The following is a 21198-nucleotide window of genomic DNA, read 5'->3' on the forward strand; positions in this document are numbered from 1 at the left end:
AATATAGGGGCAAATCCACTGCCAGAACCGGCATGGCGCACGTCAATAGCAGACATCCTGCGATTATCCGTTTCATTGGCAGACTCCTGTTGCTGTTTCGTAGAAGATATCGTCAGGTGCTTCTGCGGGTAAGAAGAGCGAGATCCGACAGGAGCGATTGCCATCTACTGCGATTATTGTCATCTCTGGCTTCACGTTGTTGAGGAACACCGTACCCTCGTCAACGGACGTAGTCAGGTAGTTGCCGTCACTGTCCTGAATCGCCATTCCTTGTGGCAGTTTTTTACCATCGGGATAAGCAATAGTGAGCAGTGCCCGCCGTTGTGTGAGGGTGTTAAAGCCCACTTTACCCACAGCCCCACGGCTCTGTTTCAGCATTTTTGTGCCATTACCGACGTCGACATTTTTTGGCAAACTGGTGGTATCAATTTCTATTGTTGCTTTACGCCACGGCTGAAGTGAGGGGATCACCGCCTTGCCGCCGATATCCGTCCAGACTGAGCCTGTTGGGGTTGATATTTTGACCCCTGATACGGCGTTATCGAGTCTGGCAATGGCGTAAGTATCATCAATTGCCCACGGAGAGAGCGTGACTCCCTGGCTGTGCAGGGCAATACCGCCAGAAAGCATACCGTTATAGGAACGATTATCTTCGTTGTTCGCACTTGCAGCCAGGCTGAGTTGGGTATAGTGAAGATTGGTATTCAGGCTGCCATTAATCGTGTTCTGCTGTTCGTCCTGATTACGCTCGGCACTGACATAGTAAGAGGTTTCATCTGAGATAGCACCAGAGACTCCCCCGCCGTAGTATGTGCGATGGTCATCGTGGCGTGTATACAATGTGGTACTGCTGGAACGACCAAACGGAATACTGATATTCACGTAGAAAAGGTCGCCATCGTCTTCATTATCTTCAGAGGCATCCAATTGATGCTGCCAGTTAACGGAAACAGTGGCGTGTTTAAAGCTTTTGTTCCAGTTGACACTAAGGTTAGTCGAATCGCTTCTGCCATCGTAACTTTGCGTTTTATAGCCACTAACGTTAACACCGCCAAGTGTCGGATCTGACCAGCTAATTCCCAGTGACAGGGTGCTTTTTGTCCAGTCGCTTTCACCATCGTTATCGGTGGATTCAGACAGGGTGCGATAGTTGTGATCCTGGTAGCTGATACTACTGTTTACTCCTAATGCGTAGGGTAAGTTGTAGTTTACATCCAGTTGATATTTTTGCCCGTGCAGCGAATGGTTGTTATCCCAAGCCGAGCTTATTTGGCTTCCCAGCGACAGGTCAGGCAAGGGGATGATATCTGTACGCGCGGCAATAGCCTGGTAGCTATCTGCCACAATTGCTCCTCCGCCGAAATTACTCCAGGTTGTGAGATTCCAGCTATCAGATGCGCTTAATACCCAAGGAGAGTCGTCATAACTACTGTCAACGCGACCCAGTGAAATGCGATAGCCCTGACCGTTAACTATTTGGTTATTAAACAACGTCGCAGGAACGGAGAAGGTGTGTTCCCCTCCGGTAGTTTCAATCACGTTGACCTGAAGGTCGCTGTTCATCGTGCGAACGGGAACATCCGAAATGGTAAACGCACCCGCCGGAACCAGAGTCGAGAGTAGCAGAACGCCCTGTTGGCGTATTTCCACTCGCGCCTGAAATGTATTCGCGATTCCGGTTACTTGTACGCCGCTGCCGGTATGCTGTAAGGCGCTATCTGGCGATAATTCAATACCATAAATTCTTGCACCTTCAAGTAACGTGTTATTCACGTTAACTTCACCCGCACGCATTAACATCTTGCTCCCCACGAATGTATGCTCAAGGTAGGTCGTGGAGTTCTGGTTGCTGAAGTTACCGTCAGATTGCGTAATAAATTGGTGGCTTCTTAACATCCAGTCATTGATGTTGATACCGCCTTCCAGCACCGCCTGGGAAAAATCAGAGCTGTCATTGCCAAACTCAGAACGGCTGGAGAGAAGCGAATAATTTAACAGTGCGCCATGTCCACCGGTGGTAGCCGATGTCACATCCTGGCCTAGAGGAATACGCGCCTGTGGAGGCACTGTTATCTGCAACTTATCCTGGTTGGTCAGCGGGGTAATTTTCGTACCGGGGTAACTTTGGGGATAGTCATAGCAGCCATTCTCATCGCTACTGGCGGGGATTTTTAACCCGGCAAATTCCAGCACATTTTTATCAAGACAGGCATCACCGTTGTTATCAATGCGTACGATGATGTTGCCAATTTCGTCCCCATTAACGTTGAGCATGAGCGAATACTCACCCGGCATAAAGCGTGCAGAACGAGAAAAATAGTGCGAAACAGCCGGATCAATCCCCAGCGATTTAAGTGTATTCCGGTCGAAGTCTACGGCAGCGAGTTCGAGATCGCTGGCGTTGGCAGGCAGCGTTGTGAGTAGGCCGATAGAATATGCCAGTAACGATTTCTTCAACATCCCTGGATACCTGAAGTAAGTTATTTCAAGTCTGTCAGATATTTATTACCGCGATAGCCGTATCGGCTGGCAGGGTAAAATTCCACTTGTTTGTCAGTGGCGTCTGGCAGAGTGGCTGTGGTTGAGGTGTGTGGCAACAGGTATGTTTTGCTTAAATTACCTGGTTTTCCTGAGGGCAATGTTTTGAATTGCAAGGTCATACGCACGACGTAATCACTGGGGTTGCTGATTTCTATTTGATTACCGTTTTTACGCCATTCGAGATATTTCCAGGCTTCTGTTTCTACGGCGAGCGAGGCTGGGTGAATCAACACCGGTAAGTCCTGACGTATTGTTAAGGAAACTTGGTTTTTATCGACGTCTTTTGGTGGAATACCTTCAAAGGTAACGCGTTTGAGTTCTTCCGCTTTCAGGGGCGCGGATGTTTGCAACAAGAAACGGACTTGCTGAATTTGACCTGCTTCCACGCGAATAACCGGTTGGGTTGGAATTAAACGAATCGTTTTTTGGCTATCCGGGAGATCGACAATGGTGGTGTAGAGCAGTGCGGGATAAGAATCTGTATTGGTGACATTCATCGTCGCCTCGCCTTTCTTTTCATCAACCAGTAATACTGATGTTTCTGGCACCATGCCGGCAGCCAGCGTTTGAAAAGAGAGTAATACGAGAGCCGATAATAAAGATTTAAACATAGAAAACTCCTGTAAATACCGAAACCAGATCGGGTTATTCCTTTTATCTTTATTACTTTCTGACTAAGAAAGTGATAAATAACAGCAGACCGGCAAAATACCGATGCTGCTGTTTTTAATAACGCTAAAATGAATCGCTAACGATTAGAGGTACAGCACCTGCAGAGTCACGTTACCGTCCAGTTTAATCACTTCAGTCGTACCCAGAACGGTATTATCCTGTACAGCGGCGTCAATCAGCAGTGGGAACTGGGCCATAGTGATCGCAACAGGCGTTAACTCACCCGTTTTCGCCACAGAATAGGCACGGTTTTTTGCACCGTTAGTCGAAACGATGGAGCCAGTATCACTCTTAATCCAGACGGGAGTAGTCTGCGTAAAGTCACCGGTCTGAATAACATCAACGTTCAGATCACCAGTATCGTCACTCGCAGTAACTACACCCGCCATGGTATCGATACCGATACAGAATGAACCAATTTTCTGCCCGTTTGGCGCTAATCCGAGACCAAAACCATTGGAAGTGGCAGTTGCATTCATTTTTTTACCAAAAGCGTTGGCAATATACGCAGTGCTGCTTAAGCCGATGCGAGAGTTCAGGCGGTTATCGAAGCTGGTAATACCAAACAGCGTTGGCGCTGTACATTTGATGGTCAGAGTTGTGGTTTTACGGCCTAACTGAACGAGGGGGTTGGTGACACCGGTTGGATTCAGCGCCATGTTTGGATGTTTACCGTAGTCAATGATGCCGCCACCAGTGAATTCAGGGGTACATGCACCTGGGTTAAATTCTCCGACAACCGTTAAGGTGGCATCTGAGGTCACGGTGGTATCAGCTGCCATTACATTAAATGACGTAACAGCAAGAGCCGCACAAATAGCGGCAGTAGTGAGAGACTTTTTGAAAAGCATGTGAACACTTCCTTGGTGACGATTCTTAATGAGTGATTTAATTTGTTCTTCAATATTTAAAGAACAAAAACCGGATAAGTGTACCCGGTTGTTTATGATTGTAAATAAATTGCGCATCTGGAAATAATTAATAAACAAATTATATTCTACAGATGAATGTTAATATGGTTATATTGTGACTTATGTATTTTTTTTATGGTGAAAAATAATCTTCAATATTCATTTAATAAATATAACTAACGGGAAAAATAGGAAAATATAAAAATAAATATAATGAATATACCGCATGATTATATTTATTTTTTTTATATGTTTAAGTCGCTATCCTGGTACTACTTCAGCAAAAAAGAGGGAGAGCAGCGAATAGCGCAGAAATACTAAGGTTGTTAATGGGCAAGATTCGCCAGACAGAGCCTGGCGAACTACAACACGTTAGTAGAAAATTAGGGGATTACACTTCCAGCCAGTTCATGATCCCGTCAGCCGCTTTACGACCTTCGGCGATGGCAGTCACCACCAGATCCGAACCACGCACGATGTCACCACCGGCAAAGATTTTCGGGTTACTGGTCTGAAAGGCGTTTTCGTTACCTTCCGGGGCAATGATCCGACCCTGCGAATCCAGCTCAACGCTGTGTTCTGCCAGCCATTCCATGCTGTGTGGGCGGAAACCAAACGCCATGATCACCGCATCTGCCGGAACAATATGTTCTGACCCTGCCACGATCTCCGCGCGGCGACGGCCTTTAGCGTCCGGTTCGCCCATTTCGGTGCGCACCATTTTCACGCCGCTGACTTTACCGTTGCCATTCACTTCAATACCCAGCGGCTGGACGTTGAATTTGAACTCAACGCCTTCTTCCCGCGCGTTTTTCACTTCGCGACGGGAACCTGGCATGTTCTCTTCATCACGACGATAGGCGCAGATAACGTGCTTTGCTCCCTGACGCACGGAAGTCCGCACACAGTCCATCGCGGTATCGCCGCCGCCAAGCACCACCACGCGCTTGCCTTCCATGCTGACGAAAGGTTCGTCGTGGGTTTCGCCAAAGCCCATCAACTGTTTGGTGTTGGCGATAAGGAACGGCAGCGCCGCGTACACACCATCGGCGTCTTCGTTTTCCAGCCCGCCACGCATTGACTGATAAGTCCCGACGCCAAGGAACACGGCATCGTAATCTTTCAGTAGATCGTCAAGCTGTACGTCACGGCCCACTTCGGTATTGAGTCTGAATTCAATACCCATGCCGGTGAAGATTTCACGGCGGCGCGTCATCACCTCTTTTTCCAGCTTGAAGGCCGGAATGCCGAAAGTCAGCAGCCCGCCGATTTCCGGGTGACGGTCGAAGACGACAGCTTTTACACCGTTGCGCGTCAGGACATCCGCACACGCCAGACCCGCCGGACCTGCGCCGATAATCGCCACTTTTTTATCGGTTTGCTTCACGCCGGACATATCCGGGCGCCAGCCCATTTCGAACGCTTTATCATTGATATAACGCTCAATATTACCGATGGTCACTGCGCCGAACTCATCGTTCAGGGTACAGGAACCTTCGCACAGACGATCCTGCGGGCAGACACGTCCGCACACTTCCGGCAGGGTATTTGTTTGATGCGACAGTTCTGCCGCTTCAAAAATACGTCCCTCGTTGGCGAGCTTCAGCCAGTTCGGGATGTAGTTGTGTACCGGGCATTTCCACTCGCAGTATGGGTTGCCGCATGACAGGCAGCGATCAGCCTGTGCTTTGGCCTGGCCTTCGGAAAACGGCTCGTAAATTTCAACAAACTCAATTTTGCGGATCTTCAGCGGTTTCTTTGGCGGATCAACGCGCTGCAGGTCGATAAATTGATAAACATTCTGACTCATTGTTGCTACCCCTTACTGCGCCTGCACGCGCAACTCTGCTGCGCTACGACTACGGTGACCCAGCAGTGCTTTTACATCACTGGACTTCGGTTTAACCAGCGCGAATTTAGTGGCGAAGGTTGACCAGTTAGCCAGAATTTCTTCGCCACGCTGGGAACCAGTATGCTGCACATGCTCGGTGATAAGACCACGCAGATGCTCTTCATGGATCGCCAGAGAGTCCACGCTTAAGACCTCCACCAGTTCCGGGTTAACGCGTTTGCGGAAATCACCACTTTCGTCGAGAACGTAAGCGAAGCCGCCGGTCATGCCCGCGCCGAAGTTAACGCCAGTTTTACCCAGAATACAGACGATACCGCCCGTCATATATTCACAGCCGTTGTCGCCAATACCTTCTACCACGGTAATAGCACCGGAGTTACGCACGCCAAAACGTTCACCCGCGCGGCCTGCGGCATACAGACGACCACCGGTCGCACCATACAGGCAGGTGTTGCCGATAATGCTCGCCTCATGGCTGCGGAAGGCCGAGCCAACCGGAGGACGAATGGCGATTAAGCCGCCCGCCATGCCTTTACCGACATAGTCGTTGGCATCACCCGTCAGATACAGCTCCACGCCGCCCGCGTTCCACACGCCGAAACTCTGGCCTGCGGTGCCGTTGAAGTACGCTTTAATCGGATCGGCAGCCAGTCCCTGATCGCCGTGCGTCTGGGCGATATAACCTGAAAGCGATGCGCCGACAGAACGGTCGGTGTTACGAATATCGAACCAGAAGGTTTTGCTCTGGCGCTCATCGACAAACGGTTTCGCCTGTTGCAGCAACTGCGCATTCAGCAGGCCGTTATCAAACGGCGGGTTGTTTTCGGTGCAGTAGAGCGCCTTACCTGCATGCGGTTCGGCGGTTTCCAGCAGCTTCGACAGCGCCAGCTTCTGCTGTTTGGCGGTGAAACCGTCCAGCTCTTTCAGCAGGTCGGTGCGACCAATCAGATCCACCAGACGCGTTACGCCCAGCTGTGCCATCAGCTCGCGGGTTTCACGGGCGATAAATTCAAAGTAATTCGTCACCTTGAACGGCAGGCCGTGATAGTGATTCTTACGCAGTTTGTCATCCTGAGTTGCTACACCCGTGGCGCAGTTGTTCAGGTGGCAAATACGCAGATATTTACAGCCGAGCGCGACCATTGGGCCAGTGCCGAAGCCGAAGCTTTCTGCGCCAAGAATCGCCGCCTTGATGATATCGACACCCGTTTTCAGACCGCCATCGACCTGCAAACGGATTTTATGACGCAAGCCGTTGGCAACCAGCGCCTGTTGTGTTTCAACAAGCCCCAGTTCCCACGGGCAGCCTGCGTATTTCACTGACGACAGCGGGCTTGCGCCGGTGCCACCGTCATAGCCTGCGATGGTGATTAAATCGGCATAAGCTTTCGCCACACCGGTGGCGATGGTGCCAACGCCCGGTTCGGAAACCAGCTTCACGGAGATCATCGCTTTCGGGTTAACCTGCTTAAGGTCGAAAATGAGCTGCGCTAAGTCTTCGATAGAGTAGATATCGTGGTGCGGCGGCGGGGAGATCAGCGTCACGCCCGGCACCGAATAGCGCAGTTTGGCAATGTAAGGAGTGACTTTGTCGCCCGGCAACTGACCGCCTTCGCCCGGCTTCGCGCCCTGGGCGACTTTAATCTGAATGACGTCGGCATTGACCAGATACGCCGGAGTAACCCCAAAGCGACCGGAAGCCACCTGCTTGATGCGCGACACTTTGTTGGTGCCGTAGCGCGCCGGATCTTCACCGCCTTCACCGGAGTTCGAGTTACCGCCGATGCTGTTCATCGCTTCCGCCAGCGCCTCGTGGGCTTCCGGGCTTAACGCGCCGATAGACATCGCAGCGGTATCGAAGCGTTTAAACAGTTCGCTTGCCGGTTCAACATCAGCAATGTTGACCGCGTTTTCACCCGGCGTAATTGCCAGCAGATCGCGCAGCGTGGTTGCTGGACGCTCATTAACCAGCTTCGCGTATTCCTGATAGTCGCTGTACTCGCCGCTCTGTACCGCCTGTTGCAGCGTGCGCACGACGTCCGGGTTGTAGGCGTGGTATTCGCCGCCGTGCACGTATTTCAGCAGGCCGCCCTGGCTGATGGGTTTACGCGCCAGCCAGGCTCGTTTTGACAGATTCAGCAGATCCTGCTGGAAGTCTTCAAAGCCTGCTCCGCCAATGCGGCTGACCGCGCCCTGGAAGCACAGGCTCACAACGTCATCGTGCAGACCGACCGCCTCAAACAGTTTCGAGCAGCGGTAAGAGGCGATGGTTGAGATGCCCATCTTGGACATGATTTTGTACAAGCCTTTGTTGATGCCGTTACGGTAGTTGAGCATCACGGTACGATAATTTTTGGCAATCGCGTGGGTGTCAACCAGGCGACCCAGCGTTTCATAGGCAAGGTACGGATAAATAGCCGTCGCGCCGAAGCCCAGCAACACGGCGAAGTGGTGCGGGTCGCGGGCGCTGGCGGTTTCGACGATGATGTTGGCGTCGCAACGCAGGCTTTGATCGACCAGACGGGTCTGGATCGCGCCAACCGCCATCGGGGCCGGAACTGGCAGGCGATCTTTAGCGATATTCCGGTCGGAAAGCACCAGCAGCACGGTGCCGCTACGTACCATTTTTTCGGCTTTATCGCACAGCTCTTTGACCGTCGCTTCGAGCGTGGTTTTGGTGACGTCAAAGGTGATATCCAGCGTATCTGCGCGGTAGTGCTCCTCTTTCATCGTCGTAAGTTGTTTGAAATCGGAGTAGAGCAGAATCGGCGATTTAAAGCTTAAACGGTGCGCCTGGCCTTCTGCTTCACAGAAGACGTTCATTTCACGACCGATGCTGGTGGCGAGCGACATAACATGCGCTTCACGCAGCGGGTCGATTGGCGGGTTAGTGACTTGGGCAAACTGCTGGCGGAAGTAGTCGTAAATAATGCGCGGCTGGCTGGAGAGTACGGCGAATGGGGTGTCGTCGCCCATCGAACCGACCGCTTCCTGGCCGTTTTCGCCCAGCACACGGATCACAGAGTCCAGTTCTTCCGCGCTGTAGTTAAACTGTTTCTGGTAACTGGCAAGCGTGTCGTCGTCCAGTTCGCGGCTACCTACTTCTTCATCGGGCAAGTCTTCAAACGGCACCAGGCGGCGAACGTTTTTCTCCATCCACTCTTTATATGGATGGCGGCTTTTCAGGTCGTCATCGGTTTCTGCCGAGTGCAGAATACGCCCACTGCGGGTGTCGATCACCATCAGTTCGCCTGGCCCGACGCGGCCTTTTTCGACTACTTCGTCAGGTTGGTAATCCCAGATGCCGACTTCAGAGGCGCAGGTGATGAGTTTATCTTTGGTGATGACGTAGCGCGCCGGACGCAGACCGTTACGGTCGAGGTTACAGGCAGCGAAGCGACCGTCAGACATCACGATGCCCGCCGGGCCATCCCACGGCTCCATATGCATGGAGTTAAAATCGAAGAACGCGCGCAGTTCCGGATCCATATCCGGGTTGTTCTGCCAGGCGGGTGGCACTAACAGACGCATGGCGCGGATGATATCCATCCCGCCCGCCAGCAGCAGTTCCAGCATGTTATCCATTGAACTGGAGTCAGAACCCGTTTCGTTGACGAACGGTGCGGCGTCGTGCAAATCCGGGATCAGCGGCGTCTGGAATTTATAGGTACGGGCGCGCGCCCACTGACGGTTACCGGTGATAGTGTTGATTTCGCCGTTGTGCGCCAGATAGCGGAACGGCTGCGCCAGCGGCCAGCGCGGCACGGTGTTGGTGGAGAAGCGTTGATGGAACAGGCAGATAGCTGATTCCAGACGCAGATCAGCAAGATCCAGGTAAAAGCGCGGCAAATCCGCCGGCATACACAGACCTTTATAGATGTTGACCAGATTCGACAGGCTACAGACGTAGAAGTCTTTATCGGCCTCGAGACGTTTTTCAATGCGGCGACGGGCGATAAACAGACGGCGCTCCATATCGCGCGGACGCCAGCCTGCCGGGGCGTTCACAAAAATTTGCTCAATGCGCGGCAGCGAGGAGAGGGCGATTTCACCCAGTACACCTTCGTTGGTAGGGACATCACGCCAGCCGACAATCGACAAGGTTTCGCGTTGTAGCTCTTCTTCAACGATGCGGCGTGCGGCGGCGGCGAGTTCAGGATCTTTATTCAGGAAGATCATCCCGACGGCGTAGTTTTTCGCTAAACGCCAGCCGCGTTCCTGCGCAACGATGCGAAAAAAGCGATCCGGTTTTTGTAACAGCAGACCGCAACCGTCACCGGTTTTACCATCAGCGAGAATCGCGCCACGGTGCTGCATACGGGCCAGTGCGTGTATTGCAGTACGCACTACCTTGTGGCTAGGTTCGCCTTCTATGTGGGCGATCAGGCCGAAACCACAGTTATCCCTCTCAAGGGATTTATCGTACAACATATCGTGAACCTCCCCCAGGCTCTGCGGGAACCCCACTACCGAACCGCTGCGCACGGGCACAGAAAGAGCATGGCGACGGGGTTTGCGTTTCATACGCTTACCTCGCATTCGCCCCCTTTTTTGTCCTTTTCGCATCAGTTAATACGGTGAAGAGGGGAACTCAATTACTGCATAAATATGATGAGCAGGCTGCTCATCCAGAAAGCTTCCAGCGGATTTCCAACTTATCGGGAAAGCTGATACAGGTCAAATGGCAAGCTTATTGGTCTGGAAATGTGCTTTAGCGCAAAATTCTTTGTTAATTTATTGAATTTAAACTGAATTTGTTGTTCTTTATTAATGGGAGGGGAAAAAGGAAAACGTTGAGTGCCTGACTACTATAGCGGCGTGTTAACCCTTATCCTGCCTTGAATTGACGTTTGAAGCAGTGTTTTATACTGCCTTAAGAGGAAAAGGCATTTCATGCTACTGTTTTTGTTTAAAATCCATTAGCGGATAAAAAAATCCGACGCAAGATAAGCAAAAGTAATTTATGTGTTATTGCATTAAATTTCAGTAATTGTGATTTATTATGCAGTTGATATAAGCAGGCCGGGGCGATTGATCCAGGTCATCGCCGAATTGAGCTAAAAATGGCAGGCTTTGGCCTCTTTTCAAGGCGCGGTCTATCAGATTATGCAGTTACAGAAATTAGTCAATATGTTTGGTGGGGATCTTACCCGTCGTTACGGGCAAAAGGTGCATAAACTGACGCTGCATGGCGGTTTTAGCTGCCCGAATCGTGACGGAACCATCGGACGCGGCGGATGCACATTCTGTAATGTTGCTTCGTTTGCCGACGAAGCACAGCAGCATCGCTCCATTGCCGAACAACTGGCGCATCAGGCGAATCTGGTTAACCGCGCGAAACGCTATCTGGCCTACTTTCAGGCTTATACCAGCACCTTTGCGGAAGTTCAGGTGCTGCGTTCCATGTATCAACAGGCGGTGAGCCAGGCCAATATTGTCGGTTTGTGTGTTGGTACGCGCCCGGACTGCGTGCCGGATGCGGTGTTGGATCTGCTTTGTGAATATAAAGACCAGGGCTACGAAGTGTGGCTGGAGCTGGGGCTGCAAACCGCGCATGACAAAACGCTGCATCGCATCAATCGCGGACATGATTTTGCCTGCTATCAGCGCACGACTCAGCTGGCGCGTCAGCGTGGACTGAAGGTGTGTTCTCATTTAATTGTCGGCCTGCCTGGCGAAGGGCACGCGGAATGTTTGCAAACGCTGGAGCGAGTGGTTGAAACCGGCGTGGACGGCATAAAGCTTCATCCCCTGCATATCGTGAAAGGCAGTATTATGGCGAAAGCCTGGGAAGCGGGGCGTTTGAACGGTATTGAACTGGACGATTACACGCTGACGGCCGGAGAAATGATTCGCCATACGCCACCGGAGGTTATCTACCACCGAATTTCCGCCAGCGCCCGTCGCCCGACGCTACTTGCTCCGCTGTGGTGTGAAAATCGCTGGACGGGAATGGTCGAGCTGGATCGTTATCTGAATGAACATGGCGTACAAGGATCGGCGCTGGGACGTCCGTGGCTACCTCCAACGGCGTAGGCCATTGAGGGGAATTCCGCATTTCTCACACAATTTATAACGTAACTGTCAGAATTGGGTATTATTGGGGCAGGTTGTCGTGAAGGAATTCCCTAATGAAGCAAATTCGTCTGCTGGCGCAGTATTATGTTGACCTGATGATGAAGTTAGGTCTGGTGCGCTTCTCAATGTTGCTGGCGCTGGCCCTTGTCGTTCTCGCCATTGTGGTACAAATGGCGGTGACCATGGTGCTGCATGGTCAGGTCGAAAGCATTGATGTTATTCGTTCTATCTTCTTTGGTCTGCTGATTACGCCGTGGGCGGTCTACTTTCTTTCGGTGGTTGTAGAGCAACTGGAGGAGTCACGACAACGTCTGTCACGGTTGGTGCAAAAACTGGAGGAGATGCGTGAGCGCGATCTGAGCCTCAACGTTCAGTTAAAAGACAATATTACCCAGCTTAATCAGGAAATTGCCGTTCGTGAAAAAGCGGAAGCTGAATTGCAGGAAACCTTCGGTCAGCTGAAAATTGAAATCAAAGAGCGTGAAGAGACACAAATTCAGCTCGAACAGCAATCCTCTTTCTTACGTTCCTTCCTTGACGCCTCTCCAGACCTGGTTTTTTACCGTAACGAAGATAAAGAGTTTTCCGGCTGTAACCGCGCAATGGAATTGCTAACCGGGAAGAGCGAAAAACAACTGGTTCATCTGAAACCTGCTGATGTTTACTCACCGGAAGCCGCCGCGAAAGTCATTGAGACCGATGAAAAAGTGTTCCGTCATAATGTGTCACTGACCTATGAGCAATGGCTGGATTATCCCGACGGACGCAAAGCCTGCTTTGAAATCCGTAAAGTGCCGTACTACGACCGCGTGGGTAAACGCCACGGTTTGATGGGGTTTGGTCGTGACATTACCGAGCGTAAGCGGTATCAGGATGCGCTCGAACGTGCCAGCCGCGACAAAACGACTTTTATCTCCACCATCAGTCACGAATTGCGTACACCGCTGAACGGTATCGTTGGTTTAAGCCGCATTCTGCTGGATACGGAACTCACTGCTGAGCAGGAAAAATATCTCAAAACCATCCATGTTTCCGCCGTCACTTTGGGGAATATTTTTAACGATATTATCGACATGGATAAGATGGAGCGGCGTAAAGTTCAGCTTGATAACCAGCCGGTTGATTTCACCAGTTTCCTTGCCGATCTGGAAAATCTCTCCGCATTGCAGGCGCAACAAAAAGGGCTGCGTTTTATTCTGGAACCGATGCTACCATTACCGCATCAGATCATTACCGACGGTACGCGTTTACGGCAGATCCTGTGGAATCTCATCAGTAACGCCGTCAAATTCACCCAGCAAGGGCAGGTTACCGTGCGCGTGCGCTACGATGAAGGCGACATGCTGCATTTTGAAGTGGAAGACTCCGGCATCGGTATTCCGCAGGATGAGCTGGATAAAATTTTTGCCATGTATTATCAGGTGAAAGACAGTCACGGTGGTAAACCTGCCACCGGCACCGGCATTGGCCTGGCGGTTTCTCGTCGGCTGGCGAAAAATATGGGCGGCGATATCACCGTCACCAGCGAACAGGGCAAGGGTTCAACCTTTAGGTTGACGATCCACGCACCGTCGGTGGCAGAAGAGGTCGATGACGCGTTTGACGAAGACGATATGCCTTTACCGGCGCTGAATGTGCTGCTGGTGGAAGACATTGAACTGAACGTTATTGTCGCGCGTTCTGTGCTGGAAAAATTGGGTAACAGCGTTGATGTAGCAATGACCGGCAAGGCGGCGCTGGAGATGTTTAAGCCGGGAGAATACGACCTGGTGTTGCTGGATATTCAGTTGCCAGATATGACCGGGCTGGATATCTCTCGTGAACTGACGAAGCGTTATCCGCGCGAAGATTTACCGCCGCTGGTGGCTTTAACCGCCAATGTGCTGAAAGATAAACAAGAGTACCTCAATGCTGGAATGGATGATGTGCTGAGTAAGCCGCTTTCCGTACCGGCGCTAACCGCGATGATCAAGAAATTCTGGGATACCCAGGATGATGAGGAGAGCACGGTGACGACAGAAGAGAACAGCAAATCTGAAGCATTACTCGATATACCCATGCTGGAACAGTATCTCGAACTTGTAGGGCCGAAATTGATTACCGATGGACTGGCGGTGTTTGAGAAAATGATGCCGGGCTATGTGAGTGTACTGGAGTCGAACCTGACGGCGCAGGATAAAAAAGGCATCGTCGAGGAAGGGCATAAAATTAAAGGCGCGGCAGGTTCAGTGGGGTTACGCCATCTACAACAGCTGGGTCAGCAAATTCAGTCTCCCGACCTTCCTGCGTGGGAAGATAACGTAGGTGAATGGATTGAAGAGATGAAAGAAGAGTGGCGTCACGACGTAGACGTGCTGAAAGCGTGGGTGGCAAAAGCCACTAAAAAATGACCCCGGCTAGACCGGGGTGCGCGAATACTGCGCCAACACCAGGGAAATCTTGGCTGCGCCGTAAATTATTATGATGAGTTACAAGGGCACAGCACTGTTTTTCAGGCCGCACGCAGTTAAGATAGCAAATCTTAAATGATTTGTTACATGAATCAGTTAAATGTGTGATGCGTAGCATTTTTATTAAAAAGATTAATGTGTTTCAGTCAGTTGCGAAAGGATGATCACAATGAAGAAAATTGGCGTAGTTCTGAGCGGGTGCGGCGTCTATGACGGTTCTGAAATTCATGAAGCGGTGTTGACGTTGTTAGCTATTTCACGCAGCGGTGCGCAGGCGGTCTGCTTTGCGCCGGATAAGCAGCAGGTTGACGTTATCAACCATTTAACCGGCGAGGCGATGGCGGAATCGCGCAATGTGCTGATTGAAGCCGCGCGTATTGCGCGTGGTGAGATCCGTCCTCTGGCTCAGGCCGATGCTGCCGAACTGGATGCGTTGATTGTGCCGGGTGGCTTTGGTGCGGCGAAGAATTTAAGCAATTTTGCCAGCCTTGGCAGTGAATGCACCGTTGATCGTGAATTAAAGGCGTTGGCGCAAGCGATGCATCAGGCCGGTAAACCGCTTGGTTTTATGTGTATTGCCCCGGCGATGCTGCCGAAAATTTTCGATTTCCCGCTGCGTTTGACCATCGGTACTGATATCGATACCGCAGAAGTGCTGGAAGCGATGGGCGCGGAGCATGTGCCATGTCCGGTCGATGATATCGTTGTTGATGAAGACAATAAGATTGTCACTACACCGGCTTATATGTTGGCACAGAACATTGCGGAAGCAGCGAACGGCATTGATAAGCTGGTTTCTCGCGTGCTGGTTCTGGCTGAATGAGTAAAAGCCGCTTAACGGCGTTCGGTTTCGTTCGTCGTTTTCTTCTGCGGTTAGTGGTTGTCCTCGCCGTTTTATGGGGCGGGGGCATCGCGTTGTTTAGCATAGCGCCCGTTCCGTTCTCAGCGGTAATGGTCGAGCGACAGGTCAGTGCATGGCTGCACGGCAATTTTCGTTACGTGGCACATTCTGACTGGGTCAGTATGGATCAAATATCGCCGTGGATGGGGCTGGCGGTGATTGCCGCAGAAGATCAGAAATTCCCTGAGCACTGGGGCTTTGATGTCGCTTCCATTGAGAAAGCTCTGGCGCACAACGAGCGCAATGAAAATCGTATTCGCGGCGCATCAACGCTTTCCCAGCAGACAGCCAAAAACCTCTTTTTATGGGATGGACGTAGCTGGATACGTAAAGGGCTGGAAGCAGGTCTGACATTGGGGATAGAAACGGTCTGGAGCAAAAAACGCATCCTGACGGTTTATCTGAATATTGCCGAATTTGGCGATGGTGTGTTTGGTGTTGAAGCCGCAGCGCAACGCTATTTCCATAAACCCGCGAGCAAACTCACTCAGTCGGAGGCTGCCTTACTGGCAGCAGTACTTCCGAACCCACTACGCTTTAAAGCTTCCGCACCCTCAGGCTACGTGCGTAGCCGTCAGGCGTGGATTTTACGGCAGATGCATCAGTTGGGCGGTGAATCTTTTATGCGGCAACATCAACTGGATTAAGCTTCGCGCGAGGTGAGGGAGAGTTTCTTGTTCTCACTGAGTTGTGCGTCTTTCTTCAGGGCAACCGATAACGCGGGTTGAGCGATAAAACGTTGCCACAATCGCTCTTGTTTACGTAAACAACACCACTTCGACCAGGTCGCTAACGGAATCCACGTGCTTTCACCAATGTTGTCACAGACGACGGGAATAATTTCTGACTCGCTGATGCGGTGACAAAGAATATTCTGCGGCTTCAGCGACATTGTCACGATGCGGTTATCCTGCAAATAACGCTTCAGCTGTTTCAGTAACTGGCGCAGTTGCGCGATATCTTCTTCGTAACGGCATTGTTCAGCAAATTCGGTCAATGTAATAGACGGTTTGCCATCAAAATCGGCAATGACATCGTAGACATAACCGGTCCCGCAATCAGTTTCAACCGTACCGTGATAGCGTGGAATACCGCTCCAGTCTTTTAACCGACGACCAAGATGCGCGTAGTACTTTAACTCACGGCGGATCTCTTTATCACCACCGTCGCCACGGTGATAGACAATCTTGATACAGCGTTGGGCATCTTCCGGATGCGCGTAACATTTCCGATGTCTTCCGGTGCCCAGGGGACTTTGTTCAGATAAGCGAATCATGCCATCTCCTGGAAATATTTTCTGACAGTCTCCAGTATGAGGGCTTAACTTAAACAAAACCTAAACAAGGCTTTTTAAGGTTTTCTTAAGGTTTTGTACGCACAGAAAAGAGCACAAAATGTACAAGCCGCGAAAAATGAGGACATTTTCCGCTTGTACATTTTTCACCCTTAAGGGCTGAAGGTGTGTATCCGGGGGAATTAAGCGTCAGGGTTATGAAGATTAATCTTCATCGAAACCAGAGTTAAAGAGGGCGATAACGGCGGCCAGTGCTTCCACTTCCTGTGGACCGGTCGCTTCGACTTCAATCTGCCGTCCTTTGGCGGAGTCCAGCATCAGTAGCGCAATAACGCTGTTCGCTTCAGCCTCGGTGCCTTCGTCATTACGTAACAGCACTTCAGCGTCAAAACCCTGCATTAATTCAAAGAGTTTCATGGCAGGCCGGGCATGCATGCCCAGCTTGTTTGTGATTTCAACAGTTTGCTTGACGGTCATGGTTTACGTTTTTCCAGCGTACGATGGCGTGACTGGACGTTTTTACCGCGCGAGCGGAAGTAGTCTGCCAGCTGTTCTGCAATATACACCGAACGGTGCTTCCCGCCGGTACAACCAATGGCGACCGTCAGGTAGCTACGGTTGTTGGTTTCCAGCATAGGTAACCATAGCTCAAGGTAGCTTCGCGTCTGGTAGATAAAATTGTGTACTTCTGTGTGGCGGTCGAGGAACGCGGCGACAGGTTTATCAAGACCTGTCATTGGACGCAGTTTCGGGTCCCAGTGCGGGTTCGGCAGGAAGCGCACATCAAAGACGTAATCTGCATCAATAGGAATGCCGTGTTTGAAGCCGAAGGACTCAAAGACCATCGTCAGTTCACGCTCGCGTTTACCCAGCAAACGGGTACGCAACATTTCTGCCAGTTCATGAACGGACATTTCTGAGGTATCGACAATCAAATCTGCCCGCGAACGCAGTGGCTCCAGCAGATCGCTTTCTTTGTCGATAGCACTTTCCAGCGACAGGTTCTTGCTGGAGAGCGGATGCAGGCGGCGCGTATCACTGTAACGACGAATCAGGGTGTTACGATCGGCATCCAGGAACAGCAGTTGCGGTGAGAAAGCATCAGGCAGGTTACTCATCGCCTGTTCGAATATTTCTGGTGACTCCGGCATATTACGAACATCAATGCTGACGGCGGCAGAAATCTCGCGATCGGCGAGCGTGCGAGCCAGATCGGGTAACAGCACTACGGGAAGGTTATCCACGCAGTAAAAACCCATATCTTCCAGCGCACGAAGGGCGACAGATTTACCTGAGCCTGAACGTCCGCTGACGATCATCAGTACCATGTACTGTTTCTCCTCACAACGTCTAAAAGAGACATTACAGAATAACTACGCTTCATCCGGAGTACCTTCGGTATCCGTAATGATTTGATACAGCTCTTCATCACTCTGGGCTGCGCGTAAACGGCGGCAGATGGTTTTGTCCGCCAGACGTTTCGCCACCAGCGAAAGAGTATGCAGGTGCGTTTTGGTTTGGTCAGCCGGCACCAGCAGGGCAAAAAGTAAGTCCACCGGTTGGTTGTCGATGGCATCGAAAGCTATAGGCGTTTCGAGCTGAACGAAAACACCAACGGCACGCAGAGTATCTTCTTCCAGTTTGCCATGCGGAATGGCAATGCCATTACCGATACCGGTACTGCCCATTTTTTCCCGCGTCAGAATAGCTTCAAAAACCACCTGAGGCGGCAGGCTGAGTTGTTTCGCAGCCAGTTCGCTGATAATTTCCAGTGCACGTTTTTTGCTCTGACAGTGGACGCGGCTTCGCGTACATTCCCTGTTAAGAACACTGCTAAGCTGTAGAGTTGTATCATTATTTGTCATAATTTCACCTAAGAACCTGACCACTCAAACAGTGGAACAGGCTCGGAGCATTAACCGTACAAATGGCCCGTTGTGTCGCACAACAGGCCGCCATGCACTTGCTAATTGCCCGGACAATTAGTGTTGTTTCAATTTATCTTTATGCTTGGTCAACTGGCGTGCCAGCTTATCAATTAAGCCATCAATGGCAGCGTACATGTCCTGACCTTCCGCGCTGGCATGAATCTCGCCACCGTTTACATGCAGTGTTGCATCTGAGGTATGGGTGACTTTCTCCACTTTCAGAACAACATAGACCTGGTTGATTCGGTCAAAATATTGCTCAAGTTTGGCAAATTTTGATGTGACAAATTCGCGCAGGGCCTCGGTGATCTCGACGTTATTTCCGGTAATGTTGAGCTGCATAGTGTCTTCCTTATCGGTTGGGTCAAACGAGCTGTTTACGCTGGTTTGACGGCGGAATGGATAAAGACTCTCGGTATTTCGCAACAGTGCGGCGTGCCACCATGATACCTTGTTCCGACAGCAAAGAGGTTAACTTGCTGTCGCTCAACGGTTTCGCTGGGTTTTCCGCCGCGATTAATTTCTTCACCAGCGCACGAATCGCCGTGGACGAGGCTTCGCCGCCGCCCTCGGTATTGACGTGACTGGAGAAAAAATACTTCAGTTCAAAAATGCCTCGTGGACTATGCAGGTACTTTTGCGTGGTCACGCGAGATATCGTCGATTCATGCATTTCGACGGCCTGGGCGATATCGGCCAGTACCATCGGTTTCATATATTCTTCGCCTTGCTCAAAGAAGGCTTGCTGCTGTTCAACAATACAGCGACTCACGCGCAGTAGCGTATCGTTACGACTTTCCAGACTCTTAATCAACCATTTGGCATCCTGCAGATTGCTGCGGATAAACTGGCTGTCGCCATCGTTACGTGTGTTATTACACATCGAGGCATAGTGCTGGTTGATTTGCAGACGCGGAATACTGTCGCTGTTGAGTTCCACCGTCCAGTGGTCGTTATGCTTACGCACCAACACATCTGGAATGACATATTCCGGTTCGCCGGTCTGGATCGACTGACCGGGGCGAGGGTCGAGTGACTGGATCAGATTGACGGCTTCTTTCAGCACATCTTCTTTTAGACGAGTTACGCGCATTAGTGTGCGGAAGTCGTGATTCGCCAGTAGATCAAGGTGATCGCTAATGATCAGTCGAGCTTCTTCCAGCCACGGCGTCGTTTTGTCGAATTGGGAGAGTTGGATCAGCAGGCAGTCGCGCAGATCTTTCGCCGCTACACCGACCGGGTCAAACCGTTGGATCCGCTTGAGGACCGCTTCAACTTCATCGATGTCGATCTCTTCATCGCCCATGCTTTCGAGAATATCTTCCAGTGGGACGGTGAGATAACCGGTATCATCAACGGCATCAACGATGGAGGTGGCGATAGCGCGGTCAGTGTCGGAAAACGGCGTCAGTTCGACCTGCCACATCAGATAATCCTGCAAGGTCTGCGTCGTTTCGCCTTGATAGACTGGCAGTTCGTCGTCAATGTAGTCACCGCTGGTGCCGGACGGCGTACCGGCTGTATAGATGGTGTCCCAACTGGCATCGAGCGGCAGTTCTTCCGGCATCTCTTTTTGTTCGAGCGCGTCAGCGGTGTCCAGCGTTTCGCTGTCTGGCGTTTCGTGAGTGTCGATTTCATCATGAGTGTCGATTTGCTCAAGCAGTGGATTACTCTCCAGCGCCTGCTGCAGCTCCTGTTGAAGTTCCAGCGTGGACAGCTGCAACAGACGAATTGCCTGTTGTAGCTGAGGCGTCATCGCCAGTTGCTGACTAAGCCTGAGTTGCAAACCTTGCTTCATGTTCAGAATCGTACTCTCCTGCTAAAACGTCGCGAGCTTCTACCCTATCAGAGTCTGAAGTCTTCCCCAAGGTATACACGCTTAACATGTTCGTCTTGTAAGATTTCTGTAGGTGTGCCGTGGGCGATCAAATGCCCCTGACTGACGATATAAGCGCGTTCACAAACTGCCAGTGTTTCACGCACGTTATGGTCAGTGATCAGCACACCCAGGCCGCTGTCGCGCAGGTGCTCAATGATGCGTTTGATGTCGATAACCGAGATCGGGTCAACCCCGGCAAACGGTTCATCAAGCAGAATAAATTTCGGATTCGCAGCCAGTGCGCGGGCAATTTCTACACGGCGACGTTCACCACCGGAGAGCGATTGCCCCATGCTGTCACGCAGGTGCTCAATGTGAAACTCTTCCATCAGCTCGTTCGCGCGGTCTTCACGTTGTTCAGCAGACAAGTCGTCACGAATTTGCAGTACCGCCATCAGGTTATCGTAAACGCTGAGGCGGCGGAAAATGGAGGCTTCCTGCGGCAGATAGCCGATACCACGGCGCGCGCGCGCGTGTAATGGCAGCAGACTGATATCGTCATCATCAATAATGATGTTGCCTGCATCGCGCGGCACAATGCCAACAACCATGTAGAAAGTGGTAGTCTTACCGGCACCGTTTGGCCCCAGCAGACCAACAATTTCCCCGGAGTTGACGGTCAGACTGACGTCTTCCACCACGCGGCGACCCTTGTAGGCTTTTGCAAGGTTCTTTGCTGTTAATGTTGCCAT

The 21198-nt window shown here is 51.3% G+C and carries 16 protein-coding genes; 4 read left to right on the plus strand and 12 right to left on the minus strand.

What is annotated here, in order from left to right; all coding sequences use genetic code 11:
* Positions 1-72: 72 nt before the first annotated feature.
* The 5 genes from A7589_RS21545 to gltB all read right to left on the minus strand — a co-directional run bounded on the left by A7589_RS21545 (position 73) and on the right by gltB (position 10407).
* Positions 73-2460 carry a fimbrial biogenesis usher protein gene (locus A7589_RS21545; RefSeq protein ID WP_000914829.1) on the minus strand — a complete coding sequence of 796 codons (2388 nt, stop codon included), beginning with the start codon at positions 2458-2460 and terminating at the stop codon, positions 73-75.
* A 20-nt stretch (positions 2461-2480) separates the two neighbouring features.
* Complete coding sequence (locus tag A7589_RS21550; RefSeq protein WP_000477084.1) at positions 2481-3152, minus strand: fimbria/pilus chaperone family protein; 672 nt, start codon at positions 3150-3152, stop codon at positions 2481-2483.
* Between the two features lie 144 nt (positions 3153-3296).
* Positions 3297-4064, minus strand: a complete 768-nt coding sequence (locus A7589_RS21555; RefSeq protein WP_108189003.1) for a DUF1120 domain-containing protein — start codon at positions 4062-4064, stop codon at positions 3297-3299.
* A gap of 451 nt (positions 4065-4515) precedes the next feature.
* Complete coding sequence (gene gltD / locus A7589_RS21560) at positions 4516-5934, minus strand: glutamate synthase subunit GltD (RefSeq protein ID WP_000081650.1); 1419 nt, start codon at positions 5932-5934, stop codon at positions 4516-4518.
* Positions 5935-5946: 12 nt separating this feature from the next.
* Complete coding sequence (gene gltB / locus A7589_RS21565; RefSeq protein ID WP_105282884.1) at positions 5947-10407, minus strand: glutamate synthase large subunit; 4461 nt, start codon at positions 10405-10407, stop codon at positions 5947-5949.
* A 675-nt stretch (positions 10408-11082) separates the two neighbouring features.
* Between gltB and mnmL the strand changes: the two genes are divergently transcribed.
* The 4 genes from mnmL (at position 11083) to mtgA (ending at position 16052) form a co-directional block, all read left to right on the plus strand.
* A complete protein-coding gene (gene mnmL / locus A7589_RS21575; RefSeq protein ID WP_105282885.1) occupies positions 11083-12012 on the plus strand; it encodes a tRNA modification radical SAM protein MnmL/YtqA in 930 nt (309 codons plus the stop codon).
* A gap of 95 nt (positions 12013-12107) precedes the next feature.
* A complete protein-coding gene (gene arcB, locus A7589_RS21580; protein ID WP_108189004.1) occupies positions 12108-14444 on the plus strand; it encodes an aerobic respiration two-component sensor histidine kinase ArcB in 2337 nt (778 codons plus the stop codon).
* Positions 14445-14673: 229 nt separating this feature from the next.
* Complete coding sequence (gene elbB, locus A7589_RS21585; protein WP_010358121.1) at positions 14674-15327, plus strand: isoprenoid biosynthesis glyoxalase ElbB; 654 nt, start codon at positions 14674-14676, stop codon at positions 15325-15327.
* Positions 15324-16052 (plus strand): monofunctional biosynthetic peptidoglycan transglycosylase, encoded by a 729-nt coding sequence (gene mtgA, locus A7589_RS21590; protein ID WP_000047058.1) that lies wholly within the window; start codon positions 15324-15326, stop codon positions 16050-16052. Before elbB ends, mtgA begins: the two co-directional genes overlap by 4 nt.
* Here mtgA and yrbL read toward each other — a convergent pair.
* From yrbL to lptB, 7 genes are all read right to left on the minus strand, one after another.
* On the minus strand, positions 16049-16681 hold the full coding sequence (gene yrbL / locus A7589_RS21595) for a PhoP regulatory network protein YrbL (RefSeq protein WP_000620403.1): 633 nt from the start codon (positions 16679-16681) through the stop codon (positions 16049-16051). The genes mtgA and yrbL overlap by 4 nt on opposite strands.
* A 222-nt stretch (positions 16682-16903) precedes the next feature.
* Complete coding sequence (npr, locus tag A7589_RS21600) at positions 16904-17176, minus strand: PTS phosphocarrier protein NPr (RefSeq protein WP_000216792.1); 273 nt, start codon at positions 17174-17176, stop codon at positions 16904-16906.
* Positions 17173-18027 carry an RNase adapter RapZ gene (gene rapZ, locus A7589_RS21605; RefSeq protein WP_000243741.1) on the minus strand — a complete coding sequence of 285 codons (855 nt, stop codon included), beginning with the start codon at positions 18025-18027 and terminating at the stop codon, positions 17173-17175. Before rapZ ends, npr begins: the two co-directional genes overlap by 4 nt.
* 45 nt (positions 18028-18072) lie before the next feature.
* Positions 18073-18564, minus strand: a complete 492-nt coding sequence (ptsN, locus tag A7589_RS21610; protein WP_000183676.1) for a PTS IIA-like nitrogen regulatory protein PtsN — start codon at positions 18562-18564, stop codon at positions 18073-18075.
* Between the two features lie 117 nt (positions 18565-18681).
* Positions 18682-18969 carry a ribosome hibernation promoting factor gene (gene hpf, locus A7589_RS21615; RefSeq protein ID WP_001176602.1) on the minus strand — a complete coding sequence of 96 codons (288 nt, stop codon included), beginning with the start codon at positions 18967-18969 and terminating at the stop codon, positions 18682-18684.
* Positions 18970-18991: 22 nt separating this feature from the next.
* Entirely contained in the window at positions 18992-20425 is a 1434-nt protein-coding gene (rpoN, locus tag A7589_RS21620) for an RNA polymerase factor sigma-54 (protein WP_021550129.1), read from the minus strand.
* A 47-nt stretch (positions 20426-20472) separates the two neighbouring features.
* The gene (lptB, locus tag A7589_RS21625) at positions 20473-21198 is read right to left on the minus strand and encodes an LPS export ABC transporter ATP-binding protein (protein ID WP_000224099.1); all 726 of its coding nucleotides are present in this window, start codon (positions 21196-21198) and stop codon (positions 20473-20475) included.

Source organism: Escherichia sp. MOD1-EC6475 (genome assembly GCF_003046645.1).
GTDB lineage: Bacteria > Pseudomonadota > Gammaproteobacteria > Enterobacterales > Enterobacteriaceae > Escherichia > Escherichia ruysiae.

Coding starts and splice junctions, on each gene's coding strand:
- A7589_RS21545 (WP_000914829.1), bottom strand. CDS start 2,460: ATGTTGAAGAAATCGTTACTGGCATATTCTATCGGCCTACTCACAACG.
- A7589_RS21550 (WP_000477084.1), bottom strand. CDS start 3,152: ATGTTTAAATCTTTATTATCGGCTCTCGTATTACTCTCTTTTCAAACG.
- A7589_RS21555 (WP_108189003.1), bottom strand. CDS start 4,064: ATGCTTTTCAAAAAGTCTCTCACTACTGCCGCTATTTGTGCGGCTCTT.
- gltD (WP_000081650.1), bottom strand. CDS start 5,934: ATGAGTCAGAATGTTTATCAATTTATCGACCTGCAGCGCGTTGATCCG.
- gltB (WP_105282884.1), bottom strand. CDS start 10,407: ATGTTGTACGATAAATCCCTTGAGAGGGATAACTGTGGTTTCGGCCTG.
- mnmL (WP_105282885.1), top strand. CDS start 11,083: ATGCAGTTACAGAAATTAGTCAATATGTTTGGTGGGGATCTTACCCGT.
- arcB (WP_108189004.1), top strand. CDS start 12,108: ATGAAGCAAATTCGTCTGCTGGCGCAGTATTATGTTGACCTGATGATG.
- elbB (WP_010358121.1), top strand. CDS start 14,674: ATGAAGAAAATTGGCGTAGTTCTGAGCGGGTGCGGCGTCTATGACGGT.
- mtgA (WP_000047058.1), top strand. CDS start 15,324: ATGAGTAAAAGCCGCTTAACGGCGTTCGGTTTCGTTCGTCGTTTTCTT.
- yrbL (WP_000620403.1), bottom strand. CDS start 16,681: ATGATTCGCTTATCTGAACAAAGTCCCCTGGGCACCGGAAGACATCGG.
- npr (WP_000216792.1), bottom strand. CDS start 17,176: ATGACCGTCAAGCAAACTGTTGAAATCACAAACAAGCTGGGCATGCAT.
- rapZ (WP_000243741.1), bottom strand. CDS start 18,027: ATGGTACTGATGATCGTCAGCGGACGTTCAGGCTCAGGTAAATCTGTC.
- ptsN (WP_000183676.1), bottom strand. CDS start 18,564: ATGACAAATAATGATACAACTCTACAGCTTAGCAGTGTTCTTAACAGG.
- hpf (WP_001176602.1), bottom strand. CDS start 18,969: ATGCAGCTCAACATTACCGGAAATAACGTCGAGATCACCGAGGCCCTG.
- rpoN (WP_021550129.1), bottom strand. CDS start 20,425: ATGAAGCAAGGTTTGCAACTCAGGCTTAGTCAGCAACTGGCGATGACG.
- lptB (WP_000224099.1), bottom strand. CDS start 21,198: ATGGCAACATTAACAGCAAAGAACCTTGCAAAAGCCTACAAGGGTCGC.